Source organism: Pseudomonadota bacterium (genome assembly GCA_016711215.1).
Lineage (GTDB): Bacteria > Myxococcota_A > Polyangia.
Map to the genome: position 1 here is coordinate 442218 of JADJTL010000003.1, position 26993 is coordinate 469210.

The following is a 26993-nucleotide window of genomic DNA, read 5'->3' on the forward strand; positions in this document are numbered from 1 at the left end:
CTGCGCTTGCCCGCTAGCCTGCGCCGCGCTGGCAGCGCGCGCAATAGAACGTGCTGCGCTGCTGCTGCACCAGGCGCCGCACCGTCCCGGCGCAGCGCAGGCACGGCAGCCCTTCACGCCGATAGACCCGCAGGTAGTGTTGGTAGGAGCCCGTCACGCCGTGCGCGTCCTGAAAATCTGAAAAGGTCGTGCCGCAATGCGCGATCGCGGCCGTCAGCACCTCGCCGATCGCCGCGTGCAGGCGCGCGACCTCGGCGGGCCGAAACCGACCCACGGCGCGCCGAGGGTCGATGCGCGCGGCAAAGAGCGCCTCCGCCGCGTAGATGTTGCCCAGCCCAACCAGCCGGTCCTGGCGCAGCAACCACGGTTTGATCGCCTGCCTTGCGCCGCCAGCCGCGAGCAGCGCGGCGAGCCGGTCGACGCTGTGCTCCGCTCCCAGCGGCTCGAGGCCGCGCGGCCGCACACACTCGAGGTCGTCGACCAGCGAGAGCGTGCCGAAGCGCCGCGGATCGACGAAGACCAGCGTGCCGCCCTCGAGCCGCAGCCGCGCCCGCGTATGCGCCAGCGGCGCCGGCTGCGCGCCCGGCTGCCACAGGAGGCGCCCCGTCATCCGCAGGTGAACGACGAGCCAGCGCGCTGCCGCCGCCGGAAGCTCCGTGGGACTGCGGGGGGCGCGCCTAGGCGCGGCCCCAGTGGGCGTCGGGTCGAGCCGCAAGACCACCTGCTTGCCCAGGCGCTGCACCGCACCCACGCGAGCGCCCACGACGGCACGCGTCTGGATCGGCGCCAAGCGGGAATCGAGCAGCGCCAGCCCGTGCACGCGCCGGCCCTGCAGGACAGGCGCGAGCTGGCGCGCGATCGTCTCGACCTCGGGCAGCTCAGGCATCGTCGCCGATCGCCTTCGCGATCCAGCCACCACCGAGCACCCGATCGCCCTCGAAGAAGACCACCGCCTGCCCCGGTGCCACCGCGCGCTGCGCCCGCTCGAAGTGCACCTCAACGGTCCCATGGGCCTGCGGCACCAGGCGCGCTGGCACGGGACGCTGGCGATAGCGCATCTGGACCTCGACAGCACGCTCGCCGGTCGGCGGCGCCTCGATCAGCCAGGACACCGCGTCAGCATAGAGCCCTGCCCGCTCGAGCGCTCGCGCGCTGCCCAGGCGAACCTCCCCGCGCGCGGCGTCGATCGCCGTGACGTAGGCACGCTCGCCGAGGCCAACCCCGAGCCCCTTGCGCTGCCCGACCGTGAAGCGATGCACGCCCTCATGCCTGCCGACCACGCGCCCCTCTGCCTGACGCATCAAGCCGGGCCGTGCCGGCGCTCCGAAGCGCAGCCGCAGCGCCTCGGCCAAGTCGCCACGCTGCGCGATGCATGCATCCTGACTCTCGGCGCGAGCAGCGTTGGGCAACCCCCACTGCCTGGCCAGCTCGCGCACCTCCGCCTTCGTCCGCTCGCCGACCGGCAGGAGCAGGCGCCGAAGCTGCTCGGCGGCCAGGCTGAAGAGGAAGTACGATTGGTCCTTCTCGCGGTCGAGGCCGCGACGCAGCACGGGCCAGGCGCCGTGCGCGATCCGCGCGTGGTGGCCGGTCGCCACGAACGCGGCGCCCAAGCGACGCGCCTGGGCATCCAGCAACCCGAGCTTCAGCGCGTCGTTGCAGCGCACACAGGGGTTGGGCGTGCGCCCCGCGGCATAGTCGTCCCAGGCCGGCCGCAGCACCTGCTGCTCGAAGGACGCCTGGCCATCGATGACGTAGTGGGGCAGTCCCAGGGCGCCGGCGGCGGCGCGCGCGGCGGCGACCCCGGAAAGCCCGCAGCAGCTCCGCTCGCTCGTGCCGGTCTCGCAGTCATAGAGCTGCAGCGTCAGGCCAATCACCTCGTGGCCGGCCTCCCGCAGCAGGCCGGCCGCGACGCTCGAATCGACGCCCCCGCTCATCGCGACCACCACGCGCATGGCGCCCACCCTCTCGCTCCAGCGCGCGGCGCTAGGCCGAGGTCGCCGGCGCGCGCAGGCGCGCGACCGCCTCGGCCATGACCTCGATGGTGCGGTCGATCTCGCCCTCGCTGTTGCTCGCCCCGAGCGAGAGGCGCAGGGCCTCGCGTGCCGTCGCGGCATCACGCCCCATCGCCCGCAGGACATGTGAGGGCGCGACCCGACCGGAAGAACAGGCAGCGCCCGTCGAGGCGGCGACGCCGGCCAGGTCGAGGTTCAGCACGAGGTCGAGCCCATCAACCCCGGCGCAGGAGACGCTCAAGGTGTTGGGCAGGCGCGGGGCCTCGCGTCCATTGATCGTCAGCCGCGGGATGCGCGCCAGCAGCCCCAGCTCCAAGCGCTCGCGCAACTCAGCCGTGCGCCGGGCACCCTCGGCCCACTCGCTCCGCGCTAGCTCGGCGGCGCGACCGAAACCGACGATGGCAGCCACGTTCTCGGTGCCACCGCGCCGACCACGCTCCTGTCCGCCACCCTCGAGCAGGGGCGGCAGTCGCAGGCCGCGCCGGACAAAGAGCGCCCCCGCCCCTTGGGGCCCGCCAAGCTTATGCGCCGAGAGCGCCAGCAGGTCGACCTCGAGGGTCCGGACGTCGACCGCGATCTTGCCGACCGCCTGCACCGCGTCGCTATGGATCCAAACGCCCGCCTGGCGCGCAAGGGCCGCGATCGCTGCCACCGGCTGAATCGTCCCGACGTCGTTATTGGCCAGCATCACGGAGACCAATGCGGTCTTCGGCGTCAGCGCCGCGGCGAAGGCCTCTGGATCGACCCGGCCAGCCGCATCGACCTCGACCAAGGTCACCGTCACCCCCTGCGCCCGCAGACGTTCGGCTGTCTGTAGCACGGCTGAGTGCTCAACCGTCGTCGTCACCAGCTGCGCCGGCCCACCGAGGTCGCGCGCGCCGGCCGCCGCTGCCACACCCGCGCGCAAGGCCCAGTTGTCTGCCTCCGTGCCGCCGCTGACGAAGAAGACCTCGTCGGGGCTGGCGCCAATCAACGCCGCGACCTGCTGGCGCGCCACGTCGACCGCCTGCCGCGCGCGCTGCCCGAGTCGATGCAGGCTCGAAGCATTGCCCGCGCCCCCGGCCAGGTAGGGCATCATCGCCTGCAGGACGCGTGGGTCGAGCGGCGTCGTGGCGTTATGATCGAGATAGACGGCGTCGAGGTCGGTCACTGGGGCTTCCGCGAGCGTTTCTTCGTAGCCGGCGCAGACGCTACCACGCGGAGCCTCAAGCGGTCCTGCTCAACCTCGACGACCAGGCTTCCCCCGCCCTGGAGGCTACCGAAGAGCATTTCCTCGGCCAGCGGTCGTTTCAGCTCTTGCTGGATCACCCGCGCCAAGGGCCGCGCCCCGAACTGCCGGTCGAAGCCACGCGTCGCCAGCCAAGCGCGCGCCGCCGGCGTCAACTCGATGGCGACCTTCTGCGCCAGGAGCTGGCCTGCGAGCTCCGCCGCGAGCTTGTCGACGATCTGGATCATCACCGCCGGCGTCAGCGGCTGGAAGCGAATGCGCGCGTCGAGCCGATTGCGGAACTCGGGGCTGAACATGCGCTTGTATTCGTCGTCGCGCTCGCCGCTCTGCTGCTCACCAAAGCCGACGGCACGCTGCTCCAGCTCGCGCGAGCCGACGTTGCTGCTCATCAAGAGAATGACGTGGCGGAAGTCGGCTTTGCGGCCATTGTTGTCGGTCAACGAGCCGTGGTCCATCACCTGTAACAAGAGGTTGAAGACATCGGGATGCGCCTTCTCGACCTCGTCGAGCAGCAGCACGGCATGGGGCGTCTTGCGCACGGCCTCGGTCAGCAACCCCGACTGATCGAAGCCGACGTAGCCGGGCGGCGCGCCGATCAAGCGCGAGACGGTATGCCGCTCCATGTATTCGCTCATGTCGAAGCGGATCAGCGTCAGGCCCATCGTCGTCGCCACCTGCTTGGCCAGCTCGGTCTTGCCCACGCCCGTCGGCCCCGTCAGCAGGTAGGAGCCCACGGGTTTGTCCGCCCCGCCGAGGCCCGCGCGCGCCATCTTGATCGCGGCGCAGATCTGGTCGATCGCCTCGTCCTGACCGAAGACGACCGCCTTCAGATCGCTGGCCAGGCTGGCCAGGCGCTGGCGATCGTCGCGCGACACGCGCTGCGTCGGGATCTGCGCCATCCTCGCGACGATCGCCTCCATCTCGTGCTGACCGATCCGACCCCCGCTGCGCCCGGCGAGGCGGGCAGCCGCGCCGGCCTCGTCCAGCAGGTCGATCGCGCTGTCGGGCAGGCGTCGGTCCTGCAGGTGGCGCTGCGCGAGCTCAGCCGCCGCCCGCAGCGCGGCGCGCCCGTAGACGACCGCGTGATAATCCTCGTAGCGTGGACGCAGCCCCTCGAGGATGCGCACGGCGTCCTCGAGATCGGGCTCGCCGACGTCGAGCTTCTGAAAGCGCCGCATCAGCGCGCGATCGCGCTCCAGGTGTTGGCCGTACTCCTGGTAGGTCGTCGAGCCGATACAGCGCAGCTTGCCGTTGGCGAGCACGGGCTTGAGCATGTTCGAGGCGTCCATCGTGCTGCCGCTGGCCGCCCCCGCACCGATCACGGTATGCAGCTCGTCGATGAAGAGCACGGCCTGCGGCTGCTGCTCCAACGCCTGGAGGACGGCCTTCATTCGGCTCTCGAAATCCCCGCGGTAGCGCGTTCCCGCCAGCAACGCGCCCATGTCGAGCGCGTAGATCACGGCGCTCTGCAGCGGCTCCGGCACCTCGCTGGCGAAGATCTTCCGCGCCAGTCCCTCGACGATCGCCGTCTTGCCGACCCCCGACTCCCCCACCAAGAGCACGTTGTTCTTGCGCCGCCGAGCGAGCACATGCATCGCGCGCTGCAGCTCTGCCTCGCGGCCGATCAGCGGATCGATCGTCCCCTTCTCCGCCTCGGCATTGAGATTGACGGTGTAGGCGGCAAGCGGATCCTGCGCCCGCCCGGCGCCTCCCCGCTCCTCGCCCTCCGCACCGACCTCGGCGTTGAGTGAGCGGTCGAGCGCCCCTCCGCCCGCCGCGCCGCCCGCATCCTTCGCCGCACCGTGCGCCAGATAGCCAACGAGTTCGAGCCGGCTCAGACCTGCCTCCTCGAGCAGGCTGACGGCCCAGGACTCGGGCTCGGCGTAGAGCGCGACCAGCACGTTATGGCCCTGCACCTCGTCCTTGCCCGTCCCCTGGACATGGGCAGCCGCCCGCGACAACACGCGCTGGAAAGCGAGGGTGGGCTGCGGGGTCCGACGCCGGCCCTCGGCCAGCGCCTCGACCTGCTCGCGCAGGAAGGCGTCGAGGCTCTTGCGCAAGGGCCCCGGATCGACCCCACACTGCCGGATGACCTCAGTCGTCTGCCGGTCATGCAGCAGCGCGAAGAGCAGGTGCTCGACGCCCGCATACTCATGAGCCCGACTTTGGGCCTCGTTCAGGGCCACGCTCACCGCGATTTGCAGGTCGTCGCTTAGCCTCATCGCTCCCTTGCCCCATGGCCGCCTTCGCTGCGACCTGTCGCGCCCTCGCGTCCCCGAGCCCGCCACCAGGCCATCGCTCGCCCAACCCTCGGGGCCCGACCTGCCCTCGGGGCCAGACCTGGCGTGGGCGAGTGGCCAAAGATGGTGCGGCCGGCCTGGGTGTCAAGCCGGGCCTCGATCCGGAGGTCCCCGGCTTTGCCCCGGCGCCCGCGCCCACTCTGGCCCTCGCCGCGAACACCACCAACACCACCAAGGGAGGGTCGCCTCGACCCATCCTGCGCCAGGGGCCGGCCACGCTTTGGATCCAACTGACCCCACTGTGGCAGTTTTGTTACGCACTGTGACATTTTTGCCCCGAATTCAATGACGCAGCGCGCTAGGTATGTCCCTGCCGCAAAACACGGCCCTTTGAATACAAGAACTTACAACGCATTTCAGTCGATATCAAGGTTGGCCCCGTACGTGCATATAGGGCTCCCTTGCCCGCGATATGGCGCAGTGCGCCATGCGAGTCGTCGCGGGCGACTCGGAGCGGCCGAGTCGGAGCGGCGGCGTGCGGCAGTGTAGGGACGGAGGATGGCGCCATGAACACATCGAGCTTTCGCCGCTTCGCCATCATCGCGGGCACCCTCGCGGCGCTGCTGATCAGCCGGCACGCCGCTGCCATCGCACCGGGCATTGGCTCGTGGGACGTCAGCCAATCCGCGCCAGCGGTCGCCGGTCTGGCGACGCTCGGTGCCGTCAACCTCGGCTTCGCCATCGCCAACGGCGTCTTTGTCGCCAAGGCCGAGCGGGCGCGCACCACGGCTATTCTCTCCTACGTCAGTGGGGGCATCGGCCTGCTCGCCGGCGGTCTCGCCTTCGCCACTGGCTCCTCCGCGCTACGGGCCGCGGGGGCCGTCTCGGCGGGTGCGGCGGCCTTCAACATCGGTATGGCCACCTGGAACTTGAGCGCGCGACCCGAGCGCGAGCGGCACTTCGTGGTCGCACCGACTGCCGCCACCGATCCGCGCGGCCGCGCCACCGCGGTCGTCAGTGTGGCCGGCGTCTTTCCGTGAGCTTCTCTGAAGTTCCCTGAGACCGCTGCCGCCGCTTCGGCATATCCCCACGCTCGCCGGCAGCCCGCCAAGACCACCATTGACAGGGCGCGCCACCATTGACAGGGCGCGTGACGGGTGCGAGCGTCCAGCCGCTCGCCCAGCTGACGGGCTTCTGCCGGTCGATGTCGCCACGCATTCGTCACCATGTCAATCCGCTGAAGGCGCCGGCCCTGGCGCCGAGGCACGAGCTGCGCCTGGCGGAAGGGGCCGAGGTCGAGGTCGAGCTCGGCTGCGGTGACGGCTTCTTCCTCGTACGGCGCGCCCTGCAGCACCCCACGCGCCACTTCGTTGGGCTGGACATCCGCGCGGACATATTAGAGCGCGGCCGCCGGGTCGCTCGCCGGCTCGGCCTGAGCAATCTCGCGCTCGAGGCGAGCAACTTCCTCGTCGACCTGCCGCGCCTCTTTCCGCCAGAACGCGTGCTGCGCTTCTGGATCAACTTTCCCGACCCGCTCTTCAAGCGGCGGCAGCGTAACCGGCGCTGGCTCGGCCCCGCCACGACTGACGCGCTGGTCATTGCGCTACGACCGGGCGGGCTGCTGCTTCACCAATCGGATGTGTGGGAACCGACGCTCGAGGCGTTGGGGCTCTTCGAAACCCATCCGCTACTCTGCAACACCGCGGGCGAGTTCTCGTTCGCGCGCGAGCGCCTGGCCGAGGAGCGCACCTCCCGCGAGCTGGCCTGCGAGCGACGCGGCTTGAAGATCTGGCGGCTCGGCTTCGAACGACGGGCCACGCCAGGCTGGTAGACCCGCGCGCCCCAAGGTCGCTCGGACGCGCGACCGCCCCACCTTCAGGACCTTCAGGGCTCGGCCGGGCGCCCTCGAAGCGCAGCCAGGACCGCGTCGACCTCGGGTTCCGTACCGACGGTGATGCGCAGCCCGTCATCGAGCAAGCGCGTCGGAAAATACCGCACGAGGATGCCCTGCTCACGCAGGAAGCGATAGGCCGCGGCGGCAGCGCCCGCGCTGGGAAAGCGCGCGAAGACGAAGTTCGCCTCGCTCGGCAGCACCTCGAGCCCCAGCGCGATCAGCCCGCGCGAGAGGCGCTCGCGCTCGGCACGCACGCGCCCCACGTTACCCGCCGTCCAGGCGCTATCGCTGAGGCTGGCGGTCCCGGCGACGATCGCCAGGCGGTCGAGGTTGTAGCTATCCTTGACCTTCGCCACGCCCTGCAGGATTTCCGCTGGCCCGTAGAGCAGCCCCACGCGCATGCCCGCCAGGCTGTGGCTCTTCGACAAGGTGCGCAGCACCACGAGGTTGGGCAGCGTGCCGACCAGGGCCAACGCGTCACCATCGGCGAAGGGAGCGTAGGCCTCGTCGATCACGACGAGCGCCTCGGGTAAGCCGCGCGCCAGGCGCGCGAGCTGCTCGTTGGCGTAACGGATGCCCGAGGGCGAATTCGGGCTGGCGACGAAGACCAGCTTCGCCTCGGTGCCGAAGAGCGCGGCGGGCAGCGCAAAGTCGCGCGGCGAATCGTAGACCGCCAGTCGCGCCCCCTGGGCCCGCGCCAGGGTCTCATAGAGCACGTAGGTCGGGTGCGGGTAGGCGACCGCGTCGCCCTCGCCGACACAGCTGCGCACGAGCATCGCCAGCAGCTCGTCGGAGCCGTTGCCATGCAGCACGCATTCGATCGGCAGGCCGGCCTGCTCGGCAGCCACCGCGCGCAAGGTCGTGGCCGCCGGGTCGCTGTAGAGACGCAGGCGCGCACCGGGCGCGCCTGCAGCGCCGTCTGCGGCCAGCTCGGCGGCGATCGCCTCCGCCACCCGCGGGCTCGGCGGATAGGGGTTCTCGTTGGTATTGAGCTTGATTACCCTTGCGCCGGCGGCAGGCTGCTCGCCGGGAACATAGGGCCGCATGGCGACGATATGAGGCCGAAGGAGCACGGCCGAGCGGGGCCCTACGACGCCGCGCTCGCGGCCGCCGCCGCATCCGCCGTGCCCACGCCCGCCGTGGCAGGCGACGCTGAGGCCCCACCGTCGGCCGGCGCCGCCTCGCGCACGTCGAAGACGAGTCCGTACTCCCCGAAGAAGCTCTGCCGCTCGGGGGTCAGGGTGGCGAACTTATCCGTCAGCTCGCGAATCGAGATGAACATCTCCTCGCGGCGACCATCCTCGACCTGGCGCTTGAGCACCAGCTCGCCCGGCACGGGACTGCGGCGCCCCATCTCGCGGACAAAGGGCGCCGTCACGTGAATCAGCGTCTGCGCCACCTTCGCCGGCGACTTGATCTCCGCCAGCGGCAGCCCCTCCAGCAGCGCCTGCGCCAATCGCACGCGCTTGCCGACCAGCGGCAGCAGCCGCGCCTCGATCATCGTCCAGAGATCCGAGATCGCGGCGGCATCGAGACCCTCCAACACCAGCTTGTCGTCGGAGGCGGCCGCGCCTTCCTCACCGATCGGCTTGATCTCTGGCGGCGCCTTGCCGTCGGGGCTGATCGTCAGCTCGTAGCCTGGACCCAGCGGTCGCACCCCGCGCCGCAGCACGACCGACGCCCGCTGCGGCGTGAGGTTGACCTCGGTGACGAACATCCGGTCGAGGCGCTCCTCGCGCAGACTCGTGCCGCGATCGAGCCAGCCGCCCTTATGGGGCAGCTGAATCGCCACCTCCTGCTTGAGGTCGCCCAGCTTGAAGGGACGGGCCCACAGCGGCGATTGGCCGACATCGAGCTCGAAGGTCGCCTCGAGACCAATCGGCGTCCGCGCCAGCGCCCAGGCGTTGGCCTGGGTCGGCCCCTGCGTCTGCTGCGTCGTGCCGCGCCGCGTGATCCAGCTGATGCTCCACTGCGTGCCCGGTATCTCGTGCGCCAACAGGAAGCGCTCGAGCGCCTGCGGGATGCGCGCGCGTTCGGCAGCCATCTTGGATTCCGCCTGGCGCACGGCCGCATCGCGCCGCGCAACCACGTCCTTGGCCGCGTTGTCGACGACGCTCTGCGCCGTCTGCAGCAGCCGACCACATACCCCCTGGACATAGGACGAGCCGGCACTGCTCGCGACCTGGGGCTCGAGCACCTGATTGACCGAGGTTACCAGCCGCTCGACGCCGCGCAGGTCGCGTTCGGCCGCCTGCTGCTCCTCTTCGACCGAGCGCTGAATCCCGTCGAGGGCCTCGTCGGCGCGCAGCAACGCGATACAGATATCTGTCGCGTTGCGTAGCGTGTCGATGAAGTTCTCCTCGAGTGGAAAAGGAGTTGAGTCGCCGTAAAGAAACGCCATTAGCTCACCCCACAGAAAAGTGGCGGTAACATACAGTAACGTCGGGGCCGGGGTCAAAGGCGCGTATGCGCGGGGCCATGCGACGCAGCCCGGCCCGAGCGCCGCCCCGGCACCGGAGGGCGCCGCCACAGCACCGGAGGGCTGAATCTTCCGATCGCGGGCGACCCGCTATGATACTCAGTCCACAACAGAAAACCGGCCGGGAGCCAGCATTACAGTGCAGCGCCCGCGCCGCTGCGCCAGGGGAGACGAACGACATGTCCGGAGCACGCCGAAGCGGACGCGGGACGGCACGACCGCGACCCCGGATTCTGCCACTCGTGGCGACCTTGACGCTGCTGCTGCCGGTCGGCCCGAGCAACGCCGCCGACGCCGGCGCAGCGGCCGAGGGCTGCCTGCGCTGCCATGGAAAAGCAGGCGTCAACCAACGGCTGGCTGATCCTGCCCGCCAGCTCGTGCTCGACACTGCGGCGCTGGAGAAATCGATCCACGCCGACCTCGCCTGCACGGACTGCCACACGCAGCTCGCCGAGGCCGACGCGGCCGCGCCCCACGCGGCGCACCTCGGTCCGCCGCATTGCGAGAGCTGCCACGAGGATCAGGCCGAGGCCTACGCCGGCAGCGTGCATGGCCAGGCCTGGGCGCACAACCGTGGAGGCGCGGCGCGCTGCGGCGATTGCCACGGCGCCCACGACATCGTCAAGGTCAGCGATCCGCGCTCGCGCGTCTTCAAGATGCGCCTGCCCTACACCTGCGCCCGCTGCCATCAGAATGCCGCGCTCGTCAAGGAACATCACATCAAGCAACCGCAGGCCGTGTCGTTTTATGAGGAGAGCATCCACGGCCGTGGCCTGCTGCGGGACGGCCTGATCGTCGCGCCCTCCTGCACGGACTGCCACGGCAGCCATGCGATCTATCCGAAGAGCGACCCGCGCTCGAGTATCTCGCACCGCCAGGTGCCGGCGACCTGTGCCAAGTGCCACTTCGGCATCGCCGAGGTCTATGCCAAGAGCATTCACGGACAGCTGCTGGCCAAGGGCGATCCGCGCGGGCCCGTCTGCATCGACTGTCACACGTCGCACCAGATCGTCGCGCCGACGAAGAACGTCTTCAAGTTGGCGAGCGATGAGCGCTGCGGCCGCTGCCACCTCGACCGCCTCGCGCGCTACCGCGAGACCTACCATGGCAAGGCGATCGCGCTCGGCCGCACGGAGGTCGCCGCCTGCTTCGATTGCCACGGGCACCATGATGTCTTGCCCGTGAGCAACCCGCAGTCCCGACTGGCCCCGGCGCGGCGCCTGGCGGTCTGCCAAAAGTGCCACCCGAGCGCCACGGCGGGCTTCACCGGCTATCTGACCCACGCCAATCACTCGGACCGCGCGCGCTATCCGATGCTCTACTGGACCTACGTGTTGATGACTGCCCTGATCTTGGGGGTCTTCGGCTTCTTCGGGCTGCATACGATCTTGTGGTTTGCGCGCTCGCTGGCGCTCGTGATCCGCGATCCAAAGGCCTTCTCTGCGCAAAAGCGCCGCGCCCGTGAGGTCACGACGGGTCGCGTCTACGTTCGCTTCCAGCCGGTCGACCGCTTCTGCCACTTCCTCGTGATCATCAGCTTCCTGCTGCTCGTCCTGACCGGCATGCCGCTCAAGTTCTACACCAGCGACTGGGCGCAATTGATCTTCCGACTGCTCGGCGGCCCCCATGTGGCCGCCACCCTGCATCGGCTCGGGGCGGTGCTCACAGGCGTCTACTTCGCGATCCACCTCGGCGTCGTCGGCGCCCGCCTCTGGAAGGCACGGGGCGACTACCGCGATGAGGGCGGCCGCTGGCGCTGGCGCCGCTTCTTCGGCGTGGTCTTCGGCCCCGACTCGCCGATCCCCAACTTCCAGGACCTCAAGGACTTCTGGGCCCACCAGAAATGGTTCTTCGGTCGAGGCCCGCGCCCTCAATTCGACCGCTGGACCTACTGGGAGAAGTTCGACTACCTGGGCGTGTTCTGGGGCGTGGCGGTGATCGGGCTCTCGGGGCTGGTGATGTGGTTTCCCGAGACGGTGACGCGCTTTCTCCCCGGCTGGGCGATCAACGTAGCGCTGATCATGCACAGCGACGAGGCCCTGCTCGCCGCGGGCTTCATCTTCACCTTCCACTTCTTCAACGTGCACTTCCGCGTCGAGAAGTGGCCGATGGACTCGGTGATCTTCTCGGGGCGCATCACCGAGGAGGAGATGCTGCACGAGCGCAAGCGCCTCTACGACCGACTGAAGGCCAGCGGTCGGCTTGAGCAGGAGCGGATGGGCGACGAGTGGCAGAGCTGGAAGCGGATCTTCAACCCAATCGGGATGCTGGCGTTCGTGATCGGCGTGGCGCTGATCGTCGCGATCTACGTGGCGATGGCGCGCCGGCTCCTCGGCTGAGGGTGGCGATCACTCCTCCTCGCGGCCGCCAGCCTCAGCGCCCTGCGCCTCAGTCGGAAGCTCGCCGCGCCGCGCGAGCTCGTCGTATTCGGCGGGGCGGTGTTCTCTCAGGTGCTCGAGCGTGATGCGGCCGTCGAGGAAGACCGTCGAGAGCGGGGCGTCCTCCGGGTTGACCATCACGAAGTAGAAGTGCCAGACGACGATCGCCGAGACGGCGAGAATTGCCTCGTAGAAGTGCACGGCGGCGCAGACGTCGAAGACCCAGCGCGGCAGCCAGCGCAGCACCTCGACCTGGAACCACATCGCCAGCCCGGTGATGGCCATCACGGCCGTGCCCCAGACCAGCGCCCAGTACTCCGCCTTCTCGATGTAGCCGAAGCGCCCGAAGCGCGGCGGCTGCGCGCGACGCCCGACGAGAAAGAGCAGGTTGTCTCTCAGCTCGTAAAGGTCGCGCAGGCGCGGCACGAGGTGTGGCCACTGCTCACGCCCGCGGCGATGCCAGATCAAGAAGCCGACGTGAAAGAGGCCGGCGAGGATCAGCCCGACGCCGGCGACGCGGTGCAGCAGCGAGCGAAAGACCTCGGTGGTTGCCGCCCAGCGCAGCGGCGCGACCCACCAGGCGCCGGGATAGCGCAGCGCGAAGCCGGTGTAGCCGAGCAAGATGAACGACACGATCAGCACCGCATGCTGGCGGCGCTCGATGCGCGTCATCCGCTCGATCGCCGGCTGGCTGGCCTCGCGCCGCCGGCGCTGGCGCAGCTTGCGCAGGAAGTCGAGCACGTTATGCAGCGCCATGCCGCCGAGCACCATGGCGATCAGCCAGAGATAGACGGCGCGCACCAGGGCCACGGCGCGGTGCTGCTGGCTACCGGGCTGGATGTGGATCGTGCCCTGGATGAAGCGGCTGGTGGCCCCCGGATGGCACTTGCCGCAGGTCTGCGCCAACTTGCCCGGGTGGATCGACGAGCGCGGATCGCCGGCGCGGTAGATCGCGTGGAATTCGTGGCAGGTGGCGCAGTTGGCGACCCTTCCGTCGCCCTCGCGCCCAGCCAGGCCGTGGTAGCTCAGCTCGTAGGACGCGACGACGTTGCCGGGCAGGTTGAAGCGGCGAATCAACTTGGCGTCGGCGTGGCATTTCGCGCAGTCGTCGATGACCCGCGTGGCGAAGACGGCCGACCGCGGGTCGCTGGGGCGATAGATCTCGTGGCCGCGATGACAGTCGACGCAGGAGGCCGACTCGATCTCGCGGCGCTCTAGCAGCGCCACGCCATGAACGCTGCCGCGGTACTCCGCTGCGACCTTGGGATGACAGCCGCTGCAGGCCGTCACCATCGCCAGCTTGAAGCGCGGGCTGCGCAGCACATCACCGTGCTCGATGCGATGCGGACCGTGACAACTCGAGCAGCGTGGGCGCGGCGCGCTCGCGTCGGTGGCCGTCGCGCCCGCGGTCGAGGCGCGGCCGTGAATGCTGGCGAGGAAGCTGCCGATCACCGCACCGCCATGGCACTTCCCGCAGGTCGCGGCCTGCCGCGCCGGATGAACGGGCGAGGCCGGATCCGTGACCGCGAGGATCCGATGCAGCCCGTGGCAGGTGCCGCAGGTCGGCAGCTTACGCCCCGGCAGCCTGCGGTCTCGACTGTGCTCGCCCGCGGCGAGCTCGGCCCCAGCCTCGTGACATTCGCCGCAGCTCGCCGGACCCAGCCGACCGTGTTCAGTGATGTCTGGGACCGTCGCCGCCTTGGTATGGCAGTCGACGCATTTGACCTCAGCGTCGGCGTGGGGACCAACGGCGAGGTCGCGGCCATCCACGACGTATCGCGCGCCGACCACCTCGCGCTCTGCGTGGCAGTCCAGGCAGCTCGCGTTGGTCGGTGGCTCCGGCTCCGCCGCCGCTGGCGGGGCCGCCGCTAGCGCGGCCGCCAGAACCAGCAGGCCGATCGCGTGCGTCGATCGCGCGTCGCTAGACGCCCAGCGCATCCTCGTGCGCCGGCGGCCTCGTCCCCTCCACTGCTGCTCTCGCTGCCCTCGGATCGGATCCATGCTTCGCACCCCGCCTGGCCGCATCCTAGCCGCAGGCCTGCGCCGCACAAACTTCTGCGGACCGACCTTAGTGGACCGACGGGCCGGCCCAAAAGGGCACCCTTTCGGTTCCATTTCGGCCAATAATCTCGCCTGGTTGAGTTTGACAGCGCGGCCCACTTGGCCGACTATCGGGCCCACTACGCGGGCCTTCAGACAGCATAACGGCGGTCATTCGGAGCACGCCCCTTCGGCTCGATTCGATGGGGCATTCCAAGGCTACCGGGCTCGGTAACACTACGTGGCCAGGAGAAGAGCATCATGAGTAAGCCAGCTAGCTCGGCACGGTTCGGTCGCGCCGGAAGGCGCCTCGGCGTCGCCCTCGGAGCCTTGCTGATCGCCTCCGCGATCGGCGCCTGCAGCGATGACGAAGGCGGGGGCCTGGAGCACGTCGTCGTCAGCGGGGGCAACGCGGTGCAGGTGGGCAGCACCCTGACGCTCACGGCCCGGACGGTAGGTGCAGTCGACAGCGCCTACACCTGGACCAGCGCCGACCCGAAGAAGGCCACCGTCAGCGACGAGGGCGTGGTCACGGGCGTGGCTGGGGGCGAGACGGCGATCACGGTCGCGGGCAAGAGCAGCGGGCTCAGCGCCGACCACGTGCTGGTCGTCACGACGCGGGGCGAGGCGGCGGTGATCATCGCCGGCAATCCCTTCGCCAAGGTGGGTGCCACGACGAAGCTGACGGCGAGCACGGTCAACGCGACCGACGCCACCTACACCTGGACCTCCGAGAACCTCGCCGTGGCGACGGTTGCCGCGGACGGCACGGTCACCGGTGTTCGCGACGGCCAGACGACGATCAAGGCGCGCGGCGCCACCAGCGCCAAGGAAGGCCTACTCGTCGTCACGGTCGCCACCGAGCTGGCGCAGCTCACCGCCTGGCTGGGATCCGGACATGCGGACACCGCGGCCGAGGCCTTCGGCCACTGGGACGGCGACAACCCCGCGGTCGTCCCGACGAGCTGTGGCAAGTGCCACAGCACCGCCGGCTTCCGCGACTTCCTCGGTGACGATGGCAGCGCGGCGGGCAAGGTCGATGTGGCCGCGACAGCAGCAGCCAAGGGCATCCAATGCCAGGCCTGTCACAACCCGAAGGCCGATCGGCTGGCCAGCGTCACCTTCCCCTCGGGCATTGAGATCAGTGATCTCGGTCCCGAGGCCCGCTGCATGACCTGCCACCAGGGCCGCTCCTCGACCTTCGCGGTCGACGAGCGCATCGCCGACGTCGCTGGCCTCAAGGCGACGGTCGACGCGATGAAGGCAGCGCTCGTCGCCCGACTTCCGGACCCGAACGTTCGCCGCCGCGCCGAGCTCAATGGCGCGTCGGCCTCCGGCGCGAACCCGGCCATCAAGGGCCTGCATCAGATCATCGCCGAGAGCAGCCTCGATCTCGACGCCGTGCCGCCGGCGATCGACCACGACGGCGACCCGGCCACGGCGGCGATCAAGCTCGGCTTCCTCAACATCCACTACTACGCGGCGGGCGCGACGCTGAATGCCGGCCGCGTGCTCGGCGGTTATCAGTACCAGGGCAAGACCTACGACTGGCGCTTCCGCCACGTTCCTGGCTATGACACCTGCGTCGGCTGCCACAACCCCCACTCGCTCGAGGTCAAGACCAGCGCCTGCCAGAGCTGTCATACCGGGGCCGACAGCGTCGAGAAGCTGCGCGGCATCAGGATGGTGGCCTCGAAGCTCACCGACTACGACAACGACGGCAACAAGACCGAGGGCATCTACTTCGAGCTGCAGGGACTGCGCGAGAAGCTGCTGGCCGCCCTGCGGGCCTATGCCGCCAAGAAGAGCCTGCCAGCGCCCTGCTACAACGCGGTGGCCTACCCCTACTTCTTCAAGGACGCCGATAACAACGGCAGCTGTGGTGCCACCGAGACGACGGGCTACGCCGACTGGACGCCGCGCCTGCTGCGCGCCGCCTATAACTACCAGGTCGCGGCCAAGGACCCGGGGGCCTTCGCGCATAACGCGAAGTACATCATTCAGCTCCTGCACGACGCGATCGTCGACCTGAACACGGTGATCGAGGACGCGGCGTATGCCCTCTCCGACGACCAGCGTAACGACAAGGGCCACTTCAATGGCGCCGGCGAAGCCGCCCGCCATTGGGACGCCGAGGCCAGCGGGACCGTGGCCTCCGCCTGCTCCAAGTGCCATGGGGGCTCCGAGGGGCTGACCTATTACCTGGCCAACGGCGTCGAGTCGCCGACCGGCACCGAGCAGGATAACGGCCTCGACTGCGCGACCTGCCACACCTCCTTCGGCGCGACCGCCCCGGTCCGCCTCGTCGACGCGATCAGCTTCCCCGGCGCGACGGCGCCCTTCTCCTTCGGCACGACCGAGGCGCCGGATAAGATGATGAACCTCTGCGCCACCTGTCATAGCGGGCGCGAGTCGAAGGCCACCATCGACGCCGATATCCTCGCTCGGACCAGCGCCGGCCAGGCTCCCCGCTTCCGCAACGTGCACTACCTGCCGGCGGCGGGCGTCATCGCCGGCTCGGCCGGCGGGCTCGGTTACGAGTACTCCGGGAAGACCTACCGGACCACCAGGAACCACACCGCGATCGCCGGCAAGACGGGCTGCGTCGGCTGCCATGCCCCGGGCGCGACCGATCACTCCTTCCACGTCGCCGACAACGCCGGGGCCTGCAAGGCCGCCGGCTGTCACGAGAGCGTGACAACAGCCGCCGAGCTCACCACCATTCGGGGCAGCTCGCGCGATGGTATCGACTACGACGGCGACGCGGCGACGACGAGGCTGGCCGACGAGCTGCAGGGCCTCGCGGCCAAGCTGCTGGCCCAAATCCAGGTCGTCGCACCGACGCTCTGCTATGACGGGCACGCCTACCCCTACTTCGGCAAATGCGGCGGCGGCAGCTTCACCGGCTGGACGGACAAGCTGGTCCGCGCGACGCATAACTACCAGCTGAGCCAGAAGGATCCGGGCGCCTGGGCCCATAACTTCAGCTACATCGCTCAGCTGCTCTACGACAGCATCGAGGACCTCGGCGGCTCGCTCACGGGGCTGACGCGACCCTAGGCGCCTCGACGGCCGAGGGCCGGCGGCTCTCTCCTCAGGGGAGCCGCCGACCGCCTCCCTTCAGCCTGCCTCAGCCCCCGCCTAGCTGCGCTCGCAGCGCCGCCATCATCGACTTGACATCCTCCAAGGGCGGTGGCGCGGAGAGGTCCTCGAGCTCGAAGTCCTCTGCCGCCAGACCCTCGAGGAAGCGACTCGGCTGCCGGTCCTGGAGCCGTCCGCGGATCAGGCGCCGCGCCGCGCGGGTCAGCACCAGCTCATCCCGGGCGCGCGTGATGCCGACGTAGCAAAGCCGTCGCTCCTCGTCGATGCCGCTGCTCTCCAGGTCGTTGGCCTGCGGGTTGATCGTCCGATCGTGGGGCAGCAGGCCCTCCTCCATCCCAACCATGATCACCAGCGGAAACTCGAGGCCCTTGGCCCCGTGCAGGGTGCAAAGCGTCACGCAATCGGCCGCGCCCTCGGCCGCAGGCTCGCTCGTGCTGATCAACGCCAGCCGGTTGAGGTAGTCCGCCACGCTCGGCTCGTCGACCCGCCGGCAATAGGCGGCCAGGCCGTCGAAGAAGCCCAGGACGTGGCCCCAGCGCCGCTCGAAGATCTTCCCCGAGGCGCTGTTGCGCTCGATCTCGGCGCGCAGGCCGGTGGCCTCGACCAGACGCTGGGCGTTCTCGACCAGGGCCTGGCCGCGACGCAGCCCGGGGGCATGCTCGCCGAGCAGCGCCACCAGCTCCGCGATCGGCGCGAGGGCCCGATCACCGCTGCCGAGCACCTCGGGGGCCTGCGTCAGCGCCGCAAAGAGAGTGCGTCCCGGTGCGGCCTCGGCCCAGGCCGCCAGCTTGGCGACCGTCACCGGCCCGATGCCGCGCGCGGGGGTGTTGATGGCGCGGCGCAGCGCGATCTCGTCCTGCGGATTGCAGCAGAGGCGCAGATAGGCGCCGACGTCCTTGACCTCCTTGCGGTCGAAGAAGGCCGCACCGCCGAAGACGCGGTAGGGGACGCCGTGCTCGCGAAGCGCCTCCTCCAACGCGCGCGCGAGCACATTCGAGCGATAGAGCACGGCCGCATCGCCCCAGGCGCGCCCATGGCGCTCGACGGAGTGCTTCAACGCCAGCGCCACCCAACGCGCCTCCGATTCGCCGTCGGTCCCGACGACCAAGCGCACCTTCGCACCCCCGTGGCGCGTCGGCCTCAGGCGCTTGGGGTGCCGCTCGGGGTTGGCAGCGATGACCTGATTGGCGAGCGCGAGGATCGGCGCGCAGGAGCGGTAGTTGCGCTCGAGCGCGATCACCTGGGCACCGGGGAAGTCGTCGCCGAAGCGCAAGATGTTGCGCACGTCCGCGCCGCGCCAGCCGTAGATCGACTGATCGTCGTCGCCGACCACGCAGACGTTGCGATGCGCGCCACCGAGCGCGCGGAGCAAGCGTAGCTGCGCCGCGTTGGTGTCCTGATACTCGTCGACCAGGACGTAGCGAAAGCGCCCCGCCCAGCGCTCGCGGCAGGCCGCCGAGCTCTCGAGCAGCTGGGTCGGCCGGCACACCAGGTCGTCGAAGTCGACGGCGGCGTAGGCCTCGAGCTGCTCGAGGTAGCGCGGATAGAGCTCGGCCGCAGCCTCATCGTAGGGGTCCTCGCTGGCCGGCAGGCCGCCCGGCGCGAGGAAGGCGTTCTTCCAGGCGCTGATGCGCTGCAGCAGCGCGCCAAGATCGAAGGCGCGGCCAAGCTCGACCCGCCGCAGCAGCTCGCGCAGGCAGGCGAGCTGATCGCCGGTATCGAAGACCACCAGCCGCGCACCGCGCCGCTGCCGCTTCGTTTCGTCCTTGAGCAGGGCGAGGCCAAAAGCATGAAAGGTGCTCAGCGTCGCGGCCTGCGCCCGCTTCTTGCCGACCATCGTCACCAGCCGCTCGCGCATCTCGTCGGCGGCCTTGTTCGTGAAGGTCACGGCGAGGATTGCCTCGGGGGCGACGCCACCCGCCATCAGGTGCGCGATCCGATGCGTGATCACGCGCGTCTTGCCGCTGCCGGCGCCCGCGAGCACGAGCAAGGGGCCGTCGGCCGCGGCCACGGCTCGTCGTTGTTCGTCATTCAAGCCATCGAGCCAGCGCGACACGTTCAGCCCTCATCCGCGATCGGACTGCACCCGTACTCCGCCGGCGCGCGCGTAACAAGCTTGACATCGAGGGTCTGCCGGGCGGAGCTGCAGGACGCTCTTGTTCGCCGGTCTGGGAGGGTGCCGATGACCAGCCATCGCTCGACGCTCGCGCTGGCCGCCCTCGCCGCGGCGGCGCTGCTGCTGCTCACGGCACAGGCTGCGCGCGCCGAGCTGCGCGCGATCTGGGCCGTCGACGACGGCGTCAAGGTCGCCGCCGACGCGCCGGCGCAGCCGCTGGCGCGCGGCAATGGCGTCTTCAGCGCCCGGCCAGCGCGCGTGCGGCTCTTCGGCGCCCGCAACGAGACTGTCGCCTTCCAGCTGATCCTCGTCGGCGGAGCGACCGCCACGGCGCAGGTCAGCGTGCGACTCCCCGGCGTCGGCCCGATCGTCAATCGCGGCCTCAGCGCCGATCCCGACCGCTACTTCGTCGGGCGCCGGATCGAGCTCTTCAGGGAGCATTACCAGCAGCTGCGCCAGCGCTCCGCGTCGCTGAACTGGGAGCCGGGCAGCGCCGCCGAGCCGCGCGTCGCGCTCGGTTGGCTCCCAGATGCGCTGATCCCCTTGCGGGCGGAGGCCAGCTTCACCGTAGCGCCGCGACGAAACCAAGGCGTCTGGGTCGATCTCTTCATTCCGCCGGAGACGGCGCCGGGGCGTTATCAGGGCAGGCTCGAGGTCTCGGTCGCCGGTCGGCCCTGCACGCTCCCTGGCGGCAGCCTGCCGATCACCCTCGAGGTCCTGCCGCTGACGCTGCCGCAAGAGCCCTCGCTGCGCACGATGGTCTATTTCTCGGGCTCCGATGACGACCGCGATGTGCTCGTCGCGCGCTACCTGCCGCGGCCCTGGGAGGCAGCAGAGGCCGCCGTCGAGGCCCTGCGCGCGCGGCACTTCCGACTCGCCCGCCGGCACCGCTTGTCGCTCTTCATCGGCCGCGATCAAGCGCCCACCGAGGTGCTGCGGCGCCAGCTCAGCGGCGAGGCCTTCAGCCGCGCCGCGGGCTACGAAGGCCCCGGCGAGGGCGCCGGCCTCGAGCTCTACGTCATTCACTCCTACGGCGGCGCGCTGACCCCTGGCGAGGCACGTCGCTGGCACGACTGGTTCTCGGTCCACGGCGCCCGAGCGACCTACTTCCTCTACGCGCACGACGAACCGAGCCCCGGCGATTTCGCCGCCATCAACAGCATCGCCCGGCGCGCGCGGCCGGTGCCGAGCTTCGTCACCCACGCCTATACCCCGCAGCTCGCTACCGACCTCTTCGCCGCCCTGGCCTCGGACTACTCGCCCGCCAACGCCAGGCGCGCCCGCGCCGCCGGGCGAGAGCAGTGGATCTACAACGGCGTGCGGCCCTTCAGCGGCAGCTTCGTCGTCGACGATGTCGCCGTGTCACCGCGCGTCAATGCCTGGATCCAGTACAAGTACGGCATCGAGCGCTGGTTCTATTGGGAGTCGACCTACTACAGCGACGCCCAGGGCGGACGCGGGCCGATCGACGTCTTCAGCGAGCCGATCACCTTCAGCAACGGTGACGGCGACCGGCTCAATGGTGACGGGCTCCTCTTCTACCCCGGGCGCGACCTGCTCTTCCCCGCGCAGGATCAGGGCTTCGACCTTCCGCTGCCGAGCATTCGCCTGAAGAACTGGCGCCGCGGCCTGCAGGACGTCGAGTACCTCGTGCTGGCCCGTCGCGCCGGTCACGGCGCGGCCGTCGATCGCCTGCTACGCACGCTGATCCCGCGGGCGCTCGCCGACGAGACCGAGGCCTCCGCACCCGTCGCCTGGCCCGAGGAGGGCGAGCGCTGGTTGCTCGCGCGGCGCCTCGTCGCCGATTGGCTGACCAAGGGCGGCGCCAGCGCGGCGCTCCCAGCCACGCTGGGCGTCGGCACTGAGCCGCGCCTGCAGCGCTGGCGGCGCCGGCTGCAGAGCGCCCCGCGGCGCTTGGGTCGCAGGCGCCTCGCCGTCGGCGCCATCGTCGGCGGCGTCGGGCTGCTGCTGCTCCTCTGGGCCGCCCTGCGCCGGCGCCGGCGCCAGCGCTCTGCGGTTCAGCGCAGCTTGTCAGAGGCGACCCCGATGACGCAGAATGCCGACCTCGGCGCTCAGGCCGAAGACCGCCCAGGCACACCACCCTCTGGATAGGGCCCACAATGCGCCGCTTTCTTCGCGTCAAGCCGCTCGACCAACTGATCGCGGATACCGAGCAGCCGCACACGCAGCTCCACCGCTCGCTGGGTCCGATCCAGCTCACGGCCCTCGGGGTCGGCGCGATCGTCGGCGCCGGGATCTTTTCCAGCATCGGCACGGCCGCCGCCGGCGGCAGCCATCACGTCGGGGCCGGACCCGCGCTGGCGATCTCCTTCCTCCTCGTCGCCATCGCCTGCGGCTTCGCGGCCCTCTGTTACGCCGAGTTCGCCTCGCTCGCGCCCATCTCCGGCTCGGCCTACACCTACGCCTACGCCACCCTCGGCGAGCTCGTGGCGTGGATCATCGGCTGGGATCTGGTGCTCGAATACGCGGTAGGTAACGTCGCGGTCGCGATCTCCTGGTCGGCCTACTTCCAGGAGCTGCTGCGCGGGCTGGGCTTCCAATTCCCGCTCTGGCTCGGCACCGATCTGCGCTCGGCGACCCACGCCGCGGCGCTCGTGGCGCAGCAGACCGCCGCGCATGCTGAGCTCGCGGCGCTCGGTCATACGGTGCTGCGCGACGCCCAGGCGCTCGCGCTGGCGCCGCGCCTGCTCGGCCTGCCGCTGGTCTTCAACCTGCCGGCGATGGCGTCGGTGGCCGCGATCACCTGGGTGCTCGTGCGCGGCATGCGCGAGAGCGCCGGCCTCAACACCGTGATGGTCGTGCTCAAGCTCGCGATCCTCGGCTTCTTCCTGATCGTCGGCTCCTGCTACGTCACGCCCGCCAACTGGACGCCCTTCGCCCCCAATGGCTTCCGCGGGATCTCCAGCGCCGCGGCGATCATCTTCTTCGCCTATATCGGCTTCGACGCCGTCTCCACCGCCGCCGAGGAGGCGAAGAACCCGCAGCGCGACCTGCCGATCGGCATTATCGCCAGCCTCGTGGTCTGCACCCTGCTCTACGTCGCCACCGCCATCGTCCTCACCGGCCTCGCCCCCTGGCACACCCTCGGATCGGCCGAGCCGCTCGCCGTGGCCTTCGCCGCCCGCGGGATGCACTGGGCCGCGGGTATCATCTCGCTCGGCGCGCTCTTCGCCACGACCTCCGTCTTGGTGGCCTTTCAGATCGCCCAGCCGCGCATCTTCTTCGCGATGGCCCGCGACGGGCTGCTGCCGCAGTGGGCGGCCCGCGTCCACCCGCGCTACCGGACGCCCCATGTGACGACGATCCTCACCGGCGTCCTGGTGGGGGTCTTCTCGGGCTTGACCAACATCAACGAGATGGTCGAGCTGACCAACATCGGCACGCTCTTCGCGTTCGTGCTGGTGGCGATCGGCATCATGGTGCTGCGCCATGTCGACCCGCAGCGCCCGCGCCCCTTTCGCGCGCCCCTCGTGCCCCTGGTGCCGATCGGCTGCATCCTCTGCTGCGGCTGGCTGATGTTCGAGCTGCCGCTGGTCACCTGGCTGCGCTTCGGCGCCTGGCTGGCCATCGGCCTGGCGGTCTATTGGCTCTACGGCGCGCGGCACAGCCGGCTGAACACGCGCAGCGACGCGGCTCGCGCCGGCCGCGGCTAGGGTCGCGCGACGCCGAGATTGAAGTTCGGCATACCGGCCATGCCGCAGGTCTTCATGATCTTCGTGATCACGTCGCTGCGCAGGTGCTTGTCCGCGAGCAGCAACACAAACGCATCGTCGGGCTTGAGCTTCTTGAGCTGGAGCAGCCGCGCCATCCGCGTGTAGAGGGGCACGATCTTGTTGCCCTGCAGGTCCTGGGGCGCGATCTCGCCCTTGCGCAGGCGCATCACGTGCGAGTCCATCAGCTTGATCTCGTTCTGGCTGGCCGTCACGGTCAGGGTCACGACGAGGCCCTTATCCGAATGCGAGGGCGGCAGCGCGAGCCCCTGGGCGCCCTCCAGCATCACCGACTGCGAGCGATAGCCGAGGAGCAGGAAGAAGAGCAGACAGGTCAGAATGTCGATCATCGGCGTGAGGTTGAGGACAATCTCCTTGGCCTCACCCGCCCCATCGTGCTTGCCGCCTATCATCTGTGCTTGCCGCCCATCATCGTCGTTGCCTCACTCCACGATCGTCGAGACGACGGCCTCGGGGAAGACCGGCACGCGTAGCGGCCGCCGCTTCGTCCCACCCTCCCGGTCGCGCGAGGCGTCCATCGCCTTGACCACCGCCTCATAGAGGACGGCCGGCGCCGGCGTGATCACGATCGTGCTCGAGTTGGGGTACTTCTTCTTCACGCCCAGCAGATGCTGGTGCAAACCCTCGTAGTCATAGTCGCCGGCGCGTTTTGGCAGCGTCTTGCGCAGACCCGCCAGCTCGGCCTCGCTCATCGTGTCGTGACTGGCGCTGACCACCATCCCGCTCTCGGTGATCTGGAGGCCCATCGTCACCTTGGCGCGGCTGGCGTTGGGGTCGGCGTCGCCGTCGCTGAGCACCGGCACGCTGGCGTTGATCAGCGCGATGATCACCGCGCCGAAGGAGATCAGCAGGAAGAAGAGCAGACAGGTCAAAATGTCGATCATCGGCGTGAGGTTGAGATAGATCTCATCCTCCTCATCCGACGCACCGCTGAAACCGCCGCCGTGCCCGCCGCTCAACACTGCGCTAGCCCTCCGCTCAACACTGCGCTAGCCCTCCGCTCAACACTGCGCTAGCCCTCCGCTCAACACTGCGCTAGCCCTCTTTGCGCGGCGCCGCTGCGGCGCGGGAGTTCTTGGTCACGATCATGTCGACCACCGAGGTGACGGCATGCTCCATCCGCTCCAGCAGCTTGTTCTGCTTGCTGCTGAGCACGACGAAGAAGAACACGAGTGCAGCCGCCACCGAGAGCGCGAAGAAGGTCGCGCGGAAGGCGATCGCGATACCGGCAGAGAGCGCCTCCTGGCGCTTGACGGCGTCACCGCCCTCCATCCCGGAGAAGGCGATGATCAGTCCGCGAATCGTCCCGAGCAAGCCGACCATCGTGGCGATATTCGCCAGATGCGGCAGGAAGGCGACGCCGCGCTTGAACTTCGGGATCTCCTTGGCCGCGGCGACCTCGACCGCGCGGCGGATTTCCTTCTCCGACTTGTTGGCGCGCAGCAGCACGGCCTTGAGGATCGAGGTCAGCGGATGGACCTTTGTGTTGCAGTACTGCAGGGCGCGCGCGTAGTTGTTGTTGGCGATCTGGCTGAAGATCGCCCCCGTCAGCTCGTCCTCGGCCAAGCGCAGCCGAAACCATAACAGGTAGGCTTTGTGCATGATCGCCGCCAGGGCATAGATCGACACGGCGAGGATCGTGTACATGAAGGGGCCGCCCTCGTTGAACACCGCTAGAATTCCGCTCATCACCCTTCCTCTCGTGTCCGGAATGCGCTGCTCGACCCACGCGCCGGCGTCGGTGCCGGCGCGCTAAGGTCGGTCGCATGCTGCGAGTCCCTTGGTACCGGTTCGTTATGTCCTTGGTACCGGTTCGTCATGTCGCGCCGCTGGTTGAGCGCCGCTGGTTGCACAGGGGCCGCCTCGCCCCGCCTGCGCCTCGCCTCACCGCCAGCTGAACAACTGAGCGACCGATACTACACTGCCGCGATTGGGCCGGGCAAGACGGCGCGCACGTTCCGGCCAACATCGCCGCGGTCGACCGCGAGGGTTCCCCTTGACGGGGCCCGGTCGCGCGGGCTAGGGGGAGGGCAGACGTCAGGCAGGGGGCAGCGATGTTCGGCCGACTCTTACCCAAGGAACCCAGCTTCTTCTCCTACTTCGAGCAGCACGCCGAGCTCACGCTCCGGGGCGTGCGGGAGTTCCAGGGCCTGGCGACCGAGGGCATCGGGCGCGGCCACAGCCAGCGTATCCTCGAGATCGAGCACCAGGCGGACGGGGTGACGCATCGCTGTATCGAGGCGCTGCATCGCACCTTCATTACGCCGCTCGATCGCGACGACATCCACCAGTTGATCTCGCGGATGGACGACATCCTCGATCACGTCGAGGCCGCCGCCGAGCGCATCACGCTCTACGAGGTACGCGAGCTGATGCCGGAGGTGCGCGACTTCGCCGCGGTGCTGGTGCGGGCCGTCGAGCATGTGCAACGCGCCGTGCGCTCGCTCGGGGACAAGCGGCGGACCAAGGAGGTGCTGGAGATCTGCATCGAGATCAACCGCATCGAGAACGAGGCCGACGCCCTGCTCCGCCGCGCGCTCGCTCGCCTCTTCCGCGAGGAGACGGATCCCCTCGAGGTGATCAAGTGGAAGGAGATCTTCGAGTACCTCGAGCGCGCCACTGACGTCTGCGAGGACGTGGCGAATCTGGTCGAGGGCATCATCCTGGAGGGCAACTGAGATGGCCGGGCTGTGGCCGATCGTCATCGCGACGGTGATCATGGCCCTCGCCTTCGACGTGATCAACGGCTTCCACGACGCGGCCAACTCGATCGCCACGGTCGTCTCGACGCGGGTCCTCACGCCGCGCGCTGCGGTGATCTGGGCGGCCTTCTTCAACTTCATCGCGATGTTCGTCTTCGCGCCCCATGTCGCCTCGACGATCGCCAAGATCGTCGTCATCCGACCGGAGGATCCGCGCTTCGTGCTGGTCGTGCTGGCCGGCCTGATCGGCGCCATCGTCTGGGACCTGATCACCTGGTGGTGGGGCCTGCCGACGAGCTCCTCGCATGCGCTGATCGGCGGCTTCGCCGGCGCCGGCATCACCTACGGCGGCTGGCAGGTGATTCGCTGGCATAAGCTGGTCGAGACGGTCACCTTCATTCCGCTGGCGCCGGTGATCGGCATGCTCGTCGGCTTCGCGATCATGCTCGCCATCTTCTGGCTCTTCCGCCGCTGGCGACCCGACCGCGTCGATCGCCTGTTCCGGCGCGGCCAGCTCGTCTCGGCCGCGCTCTATTCGCTCGGCCACGGCGGCAACGACGCGCAGAAGACCATGGGCATCATCATGGCGCTGTTGATCGCGGCGGGCTTCATGCACCCCGACACCGAGCTCGCGCTGACGAATATCGAGACGCTCTGGATCATCCTCTCCTGCCACGCGGCGATGGCCATCGGCACCGCGCTCGGCGGCTGGCGCATCGTGCGCACGATGGGGATGAAGATCACGCGCCTCAAGCCGGTCGGCGGCTTCTGCGCGGAGACGGCGGGCGCCTTCACGCTCTTTCTCGCCACGCACAGCGGCATTCCCGTCTCGACCACGCACACGATCACCGGCGCGATCATCGGCGTCGGCGCGATGACCAAGCTCTCCGGCATCCGCTGGGGCGTGGCCGCGCGCATCGTCTGGGCCTGGGTGCTGACGATCCCCGCCGCGGCCCTGGTGTCCTCGGTGACGATGAAGCTCTTCGAGCTGCTGCACGGCTAGGCAGGTCGTCGCGCCTAGGCAGGTCGTCGCCCGGCCGAGCCCCGCGC

Annotated in this window: 19 protein-coding genes; 8 read left to right on the forward strand and 11 right to left on the reverse strand. The window is 69.5% G+C overall.

Annotated elements, in window-relative coordinates:
- Positions 1 to 13: 13 nt before the first annotated feature.
- Genes mutM through IPL40_10825 form a run of 4 tightly spaced genes read right to left on the reverse strand, consistent with a single transcriptional unit; the run spans position 14 to position 5462 of the window.
- Positions 14 to 886, reverse strand: a complete 873-nt coding sequence (gene mutM, locus IPL40_10810; GenBank protein ID MBK8481651.1) for a bifunctional DNA-formamidopyrimidine glycosylase/DNA-(apurinic or apyrimidinic site) lyase — start codon at positions 884 to 886, stop codon at positions 14 to 16.
- Positions 879 to 1952, reverse strand: a complete 1074-nt coding sequence (gene mnmA, locus IPL40_10815) for a tRNA 2-thiouridine(34) synthase MnmA (GenBank protein ID MBK8481652.1) — start codon at positions 1950 to 1952, stop codon at positions 879 to 881. The genes mutM and mnmA overlap by 8 nt, the downstream gene beginning before the upstream one ends.
- Positions 1953 to 1983: 31 nt before the next feature.
- A complete protein-coding gene (locus tag IPL40_10820; GenBank protein ID MBK8481653.1) occupies positions 1984 to 3162 on the reverse strand; it encodes a cysteine desulfurase in 1179 nt (392 codons plus the stop codon).
- Positions 3159 to 5462 carry an AAA family ATPase gene (locus IPL40_10825; protein MBK8481654.1) on the reverse strand — a complete coding sequence of 768 codons (2304 nt, stop codon included), beginning with the start codon at positions 5460 to 5462 and terminating at the stop codon, positions 3159 to 3161. Before IPL40_10825 ends, IPL40_10820 begins: the two co-directional genes overlap by 4 nt.
- Positions 5463 to 6046: 584 nt before the next feature.
- Between IPL40_10825 and IPL40_10830 the strand changes: the two genes are divergently transcribed.
- Both IPL40_10830 and IPL40_10835 read left to right on the forward strand, forming a co-directional pair.
- Positions 6047 to 6520, forward strand: coding sequence for a hypothetical protein (locus tag IPL40_10830; GenBank protein MBK8481655.1), 474 nt, complete (start codon positions 6047 to 6049; stop codon positions 6518 to 6520).
- 110 nt (positions 6521 to 6630) lie between these two features.
- Entirely contained in the window at positions 6631 to 7311 is a 681-nt protein-coding gene (locus IPL40_10835) for a methyltransferase domain-containing protein (GenBank protein MBK8481656.1), read from the forward strand.
- Between the two features lie 53 nt (positions 7312 to 7364).
- On the opposite strand, the gene hisC is transcribed toward IPL40_10835, so the two are convergent.
- Together hisC and IPL40_10845 are read right to left on the reverse strand one after the other, a co-directional pair.
- Positions 7365 to 8420 carry a histidinol-phosphate transaminase gene (hisC, locus tag IPL40_10840; protein MBK8481657.1) on the reverse strand — a complete coding sequence of 352 codons (1056 nt, stop codon included), beginning with the start codon at positions 8418 to 8420 and terminating at the stop codon, positions 7365 to 7367.
- A 41-nt stretch (positions 8421 to 8461) separates the two neighbouring features.
- The gene (locus IPL40_10845) at positions 8462 to 9775 is read right to left on the reverse strand and encodes a hypothetical protein (protein ID MBK8481658.1); all 1314 of its coding nucleotides are present in this window, start codon (positions 9773 to 9775) and stop codon (positions 8462 to 8464) included.
- A 320-nt stretch (positions 9776 to 10095) separates the two neighbouring features.
- On the opposite strand from IPL40_10845, the gene IPL40_10850 reads away from it, so the two are divergent.
- Entirely contained in the window at positions 10096 to 12192 is a 2097-nt protein-coding gene (locus tag IPL40_10850) for a hypothetical protein (GenBank protein MBK8481659.1), read from the forward strand.
- Positions 12193 to 12201: 9 nt separating this feature from the next.
- On the opposite strand, the gene IPL40_10855 is transcribed toward IPL40_10850, so the two are convergent.
- A complete protein-coding gene (locus tag IPL40_10855; protein ID MBK8481660.1) occupies positions 12202 to 14169 on the reverse strand; it encodes a cytochrome c3 family protein in 1968 nt (655 codons plus the stop codon).
- A gap of 363 nt (positions 14170 to 14532) precedes the next feature.
- Between IPL40_10855 and IPL40_10860 the strand changes: the two genes are divergently transcribed.
- On the forward strand, positions 14533 to 17331 hold the full coding sequence (locus IPL40_10860) for an Ig-like domain-containing protein (protein MBK8481661.1): 2799 nt from the start codon (positions 14533 to 14535) through the stop codon (positions 17329 to 17331).
- 70 nt (positions 17332 to 17401) lie between these two features.
- Here IPL40_10860 and IPL40_10865 read toward each other — a convergent pair whose 3' ends face one another.
- Complete coding sequence (locus IPL40_10865; GenBank protein ID MBK8481662.1) at positions 17402 to 19429, reverse strand: UvrD-helicase domain-containing protein; 2028 nt, start codon at positions 19427 to 19429, stop codon at positions 17402 to 17404.
- 126 nt (positions 19430 to 19555) lie between these two features.
- On the opposite strand from IPL40_10865, the gene IPL40_10870 reads away from it, so the two are divergent.
- Both IPL40_10870 and IPL40_10875 read left to right on the forward strand, forming a co-directional pair.
- A complete protein-coding gene (locus tag IPL40_10870) occupies positions 19556 to 21601 on the forward strand; it encodes a DUF4091 domain-containing protein (GenBank protein ID MBK8481663.1) in 2046 nt (681 codons plus the stop codon).
- A gap of 8 nt (positions 21602 to 21609) precedes the next feature.
- Positions 21610 to 23163 (forward strand): amino acid permease, encoded by a 1554-nt coding sequence (locus IPL40_10875; GenBank protein ID MBK8481664.1) that lies wholly within the window; start codon positions 21610 to 21612, stop codon positions 23161 to 23163.
- Here IPL40_10875 and IPL40_10880 read toward each other — a convergent pair.
- The 3 genes from IPL40_10880 to IPL40_10890 all read right to left on the reverse strand — a co-directional run bounded on the left by IPL40_10880 (position 23160) and on the right by IPL40_10890 (position 24930).
- Positions 23160 to 23633 (reverse strand): biopolymer transporter ExbD, encoded by a 474-nt coding sequence (locus IPL40_10880; protein ID MBK8481665.1) that lies wholly within the window; start codon positions 23631 to 23633, stop codon positions 23160 to 23162. The genes IPL40_10875 and IPL40_10880 overlap by 4 nt on opposite strands.
- A 30-nt stretch (positions 23634 to 23663) precedes the next feature.
- Entirely contained in the window at positions 23664 to 24200 is a 537-nt protein-coding gene (locus tag IPL40_10885) for a biopolymer transporter ExbD (protein ID MBK8481666.1), read from the reverse strand.
- A 76-nt stretch (positions 24201 to 24276) separates the two neighbouring features.
- A complete protein-coding gene (locus IPL40_10890) occupies positions 24277 to 24930 on the reverse strand; it encodes a MotA/TolQ/ExbB proton channel family protein (GenBank protein MBK8481667.1) in 654 nt (217 codons plus the stop codon).
- Positions 24931 to 25295: 365 nt separating this feature from the next.
- Between IPL40_10890 and IPL40_10895 the strand changes: the two genes are divergently transcribed.
- Positions 25296 to 25919 (forward strand): DUF47 domain-containing protein, encoded by a 624-nt coding sequence (locus IPL40_10895; protein ID MBK8481668.1) that lies wholly within the window; start codon positions 25296 to 25298, stop codon positions 25917 to 25919.
- Between the two features lies 1 nt (position 25920).
- Entirely contained in the window at positions 25921 to 26946 is a 1026-nt protein-coding gene (locus tag IPL40_10900; GenBank protein MBK8481669.1) for an inorganic phosphate transporter, read from the forward strand.
- Positions 26947 to 26993: the final 47 nt, after the last annotated feature.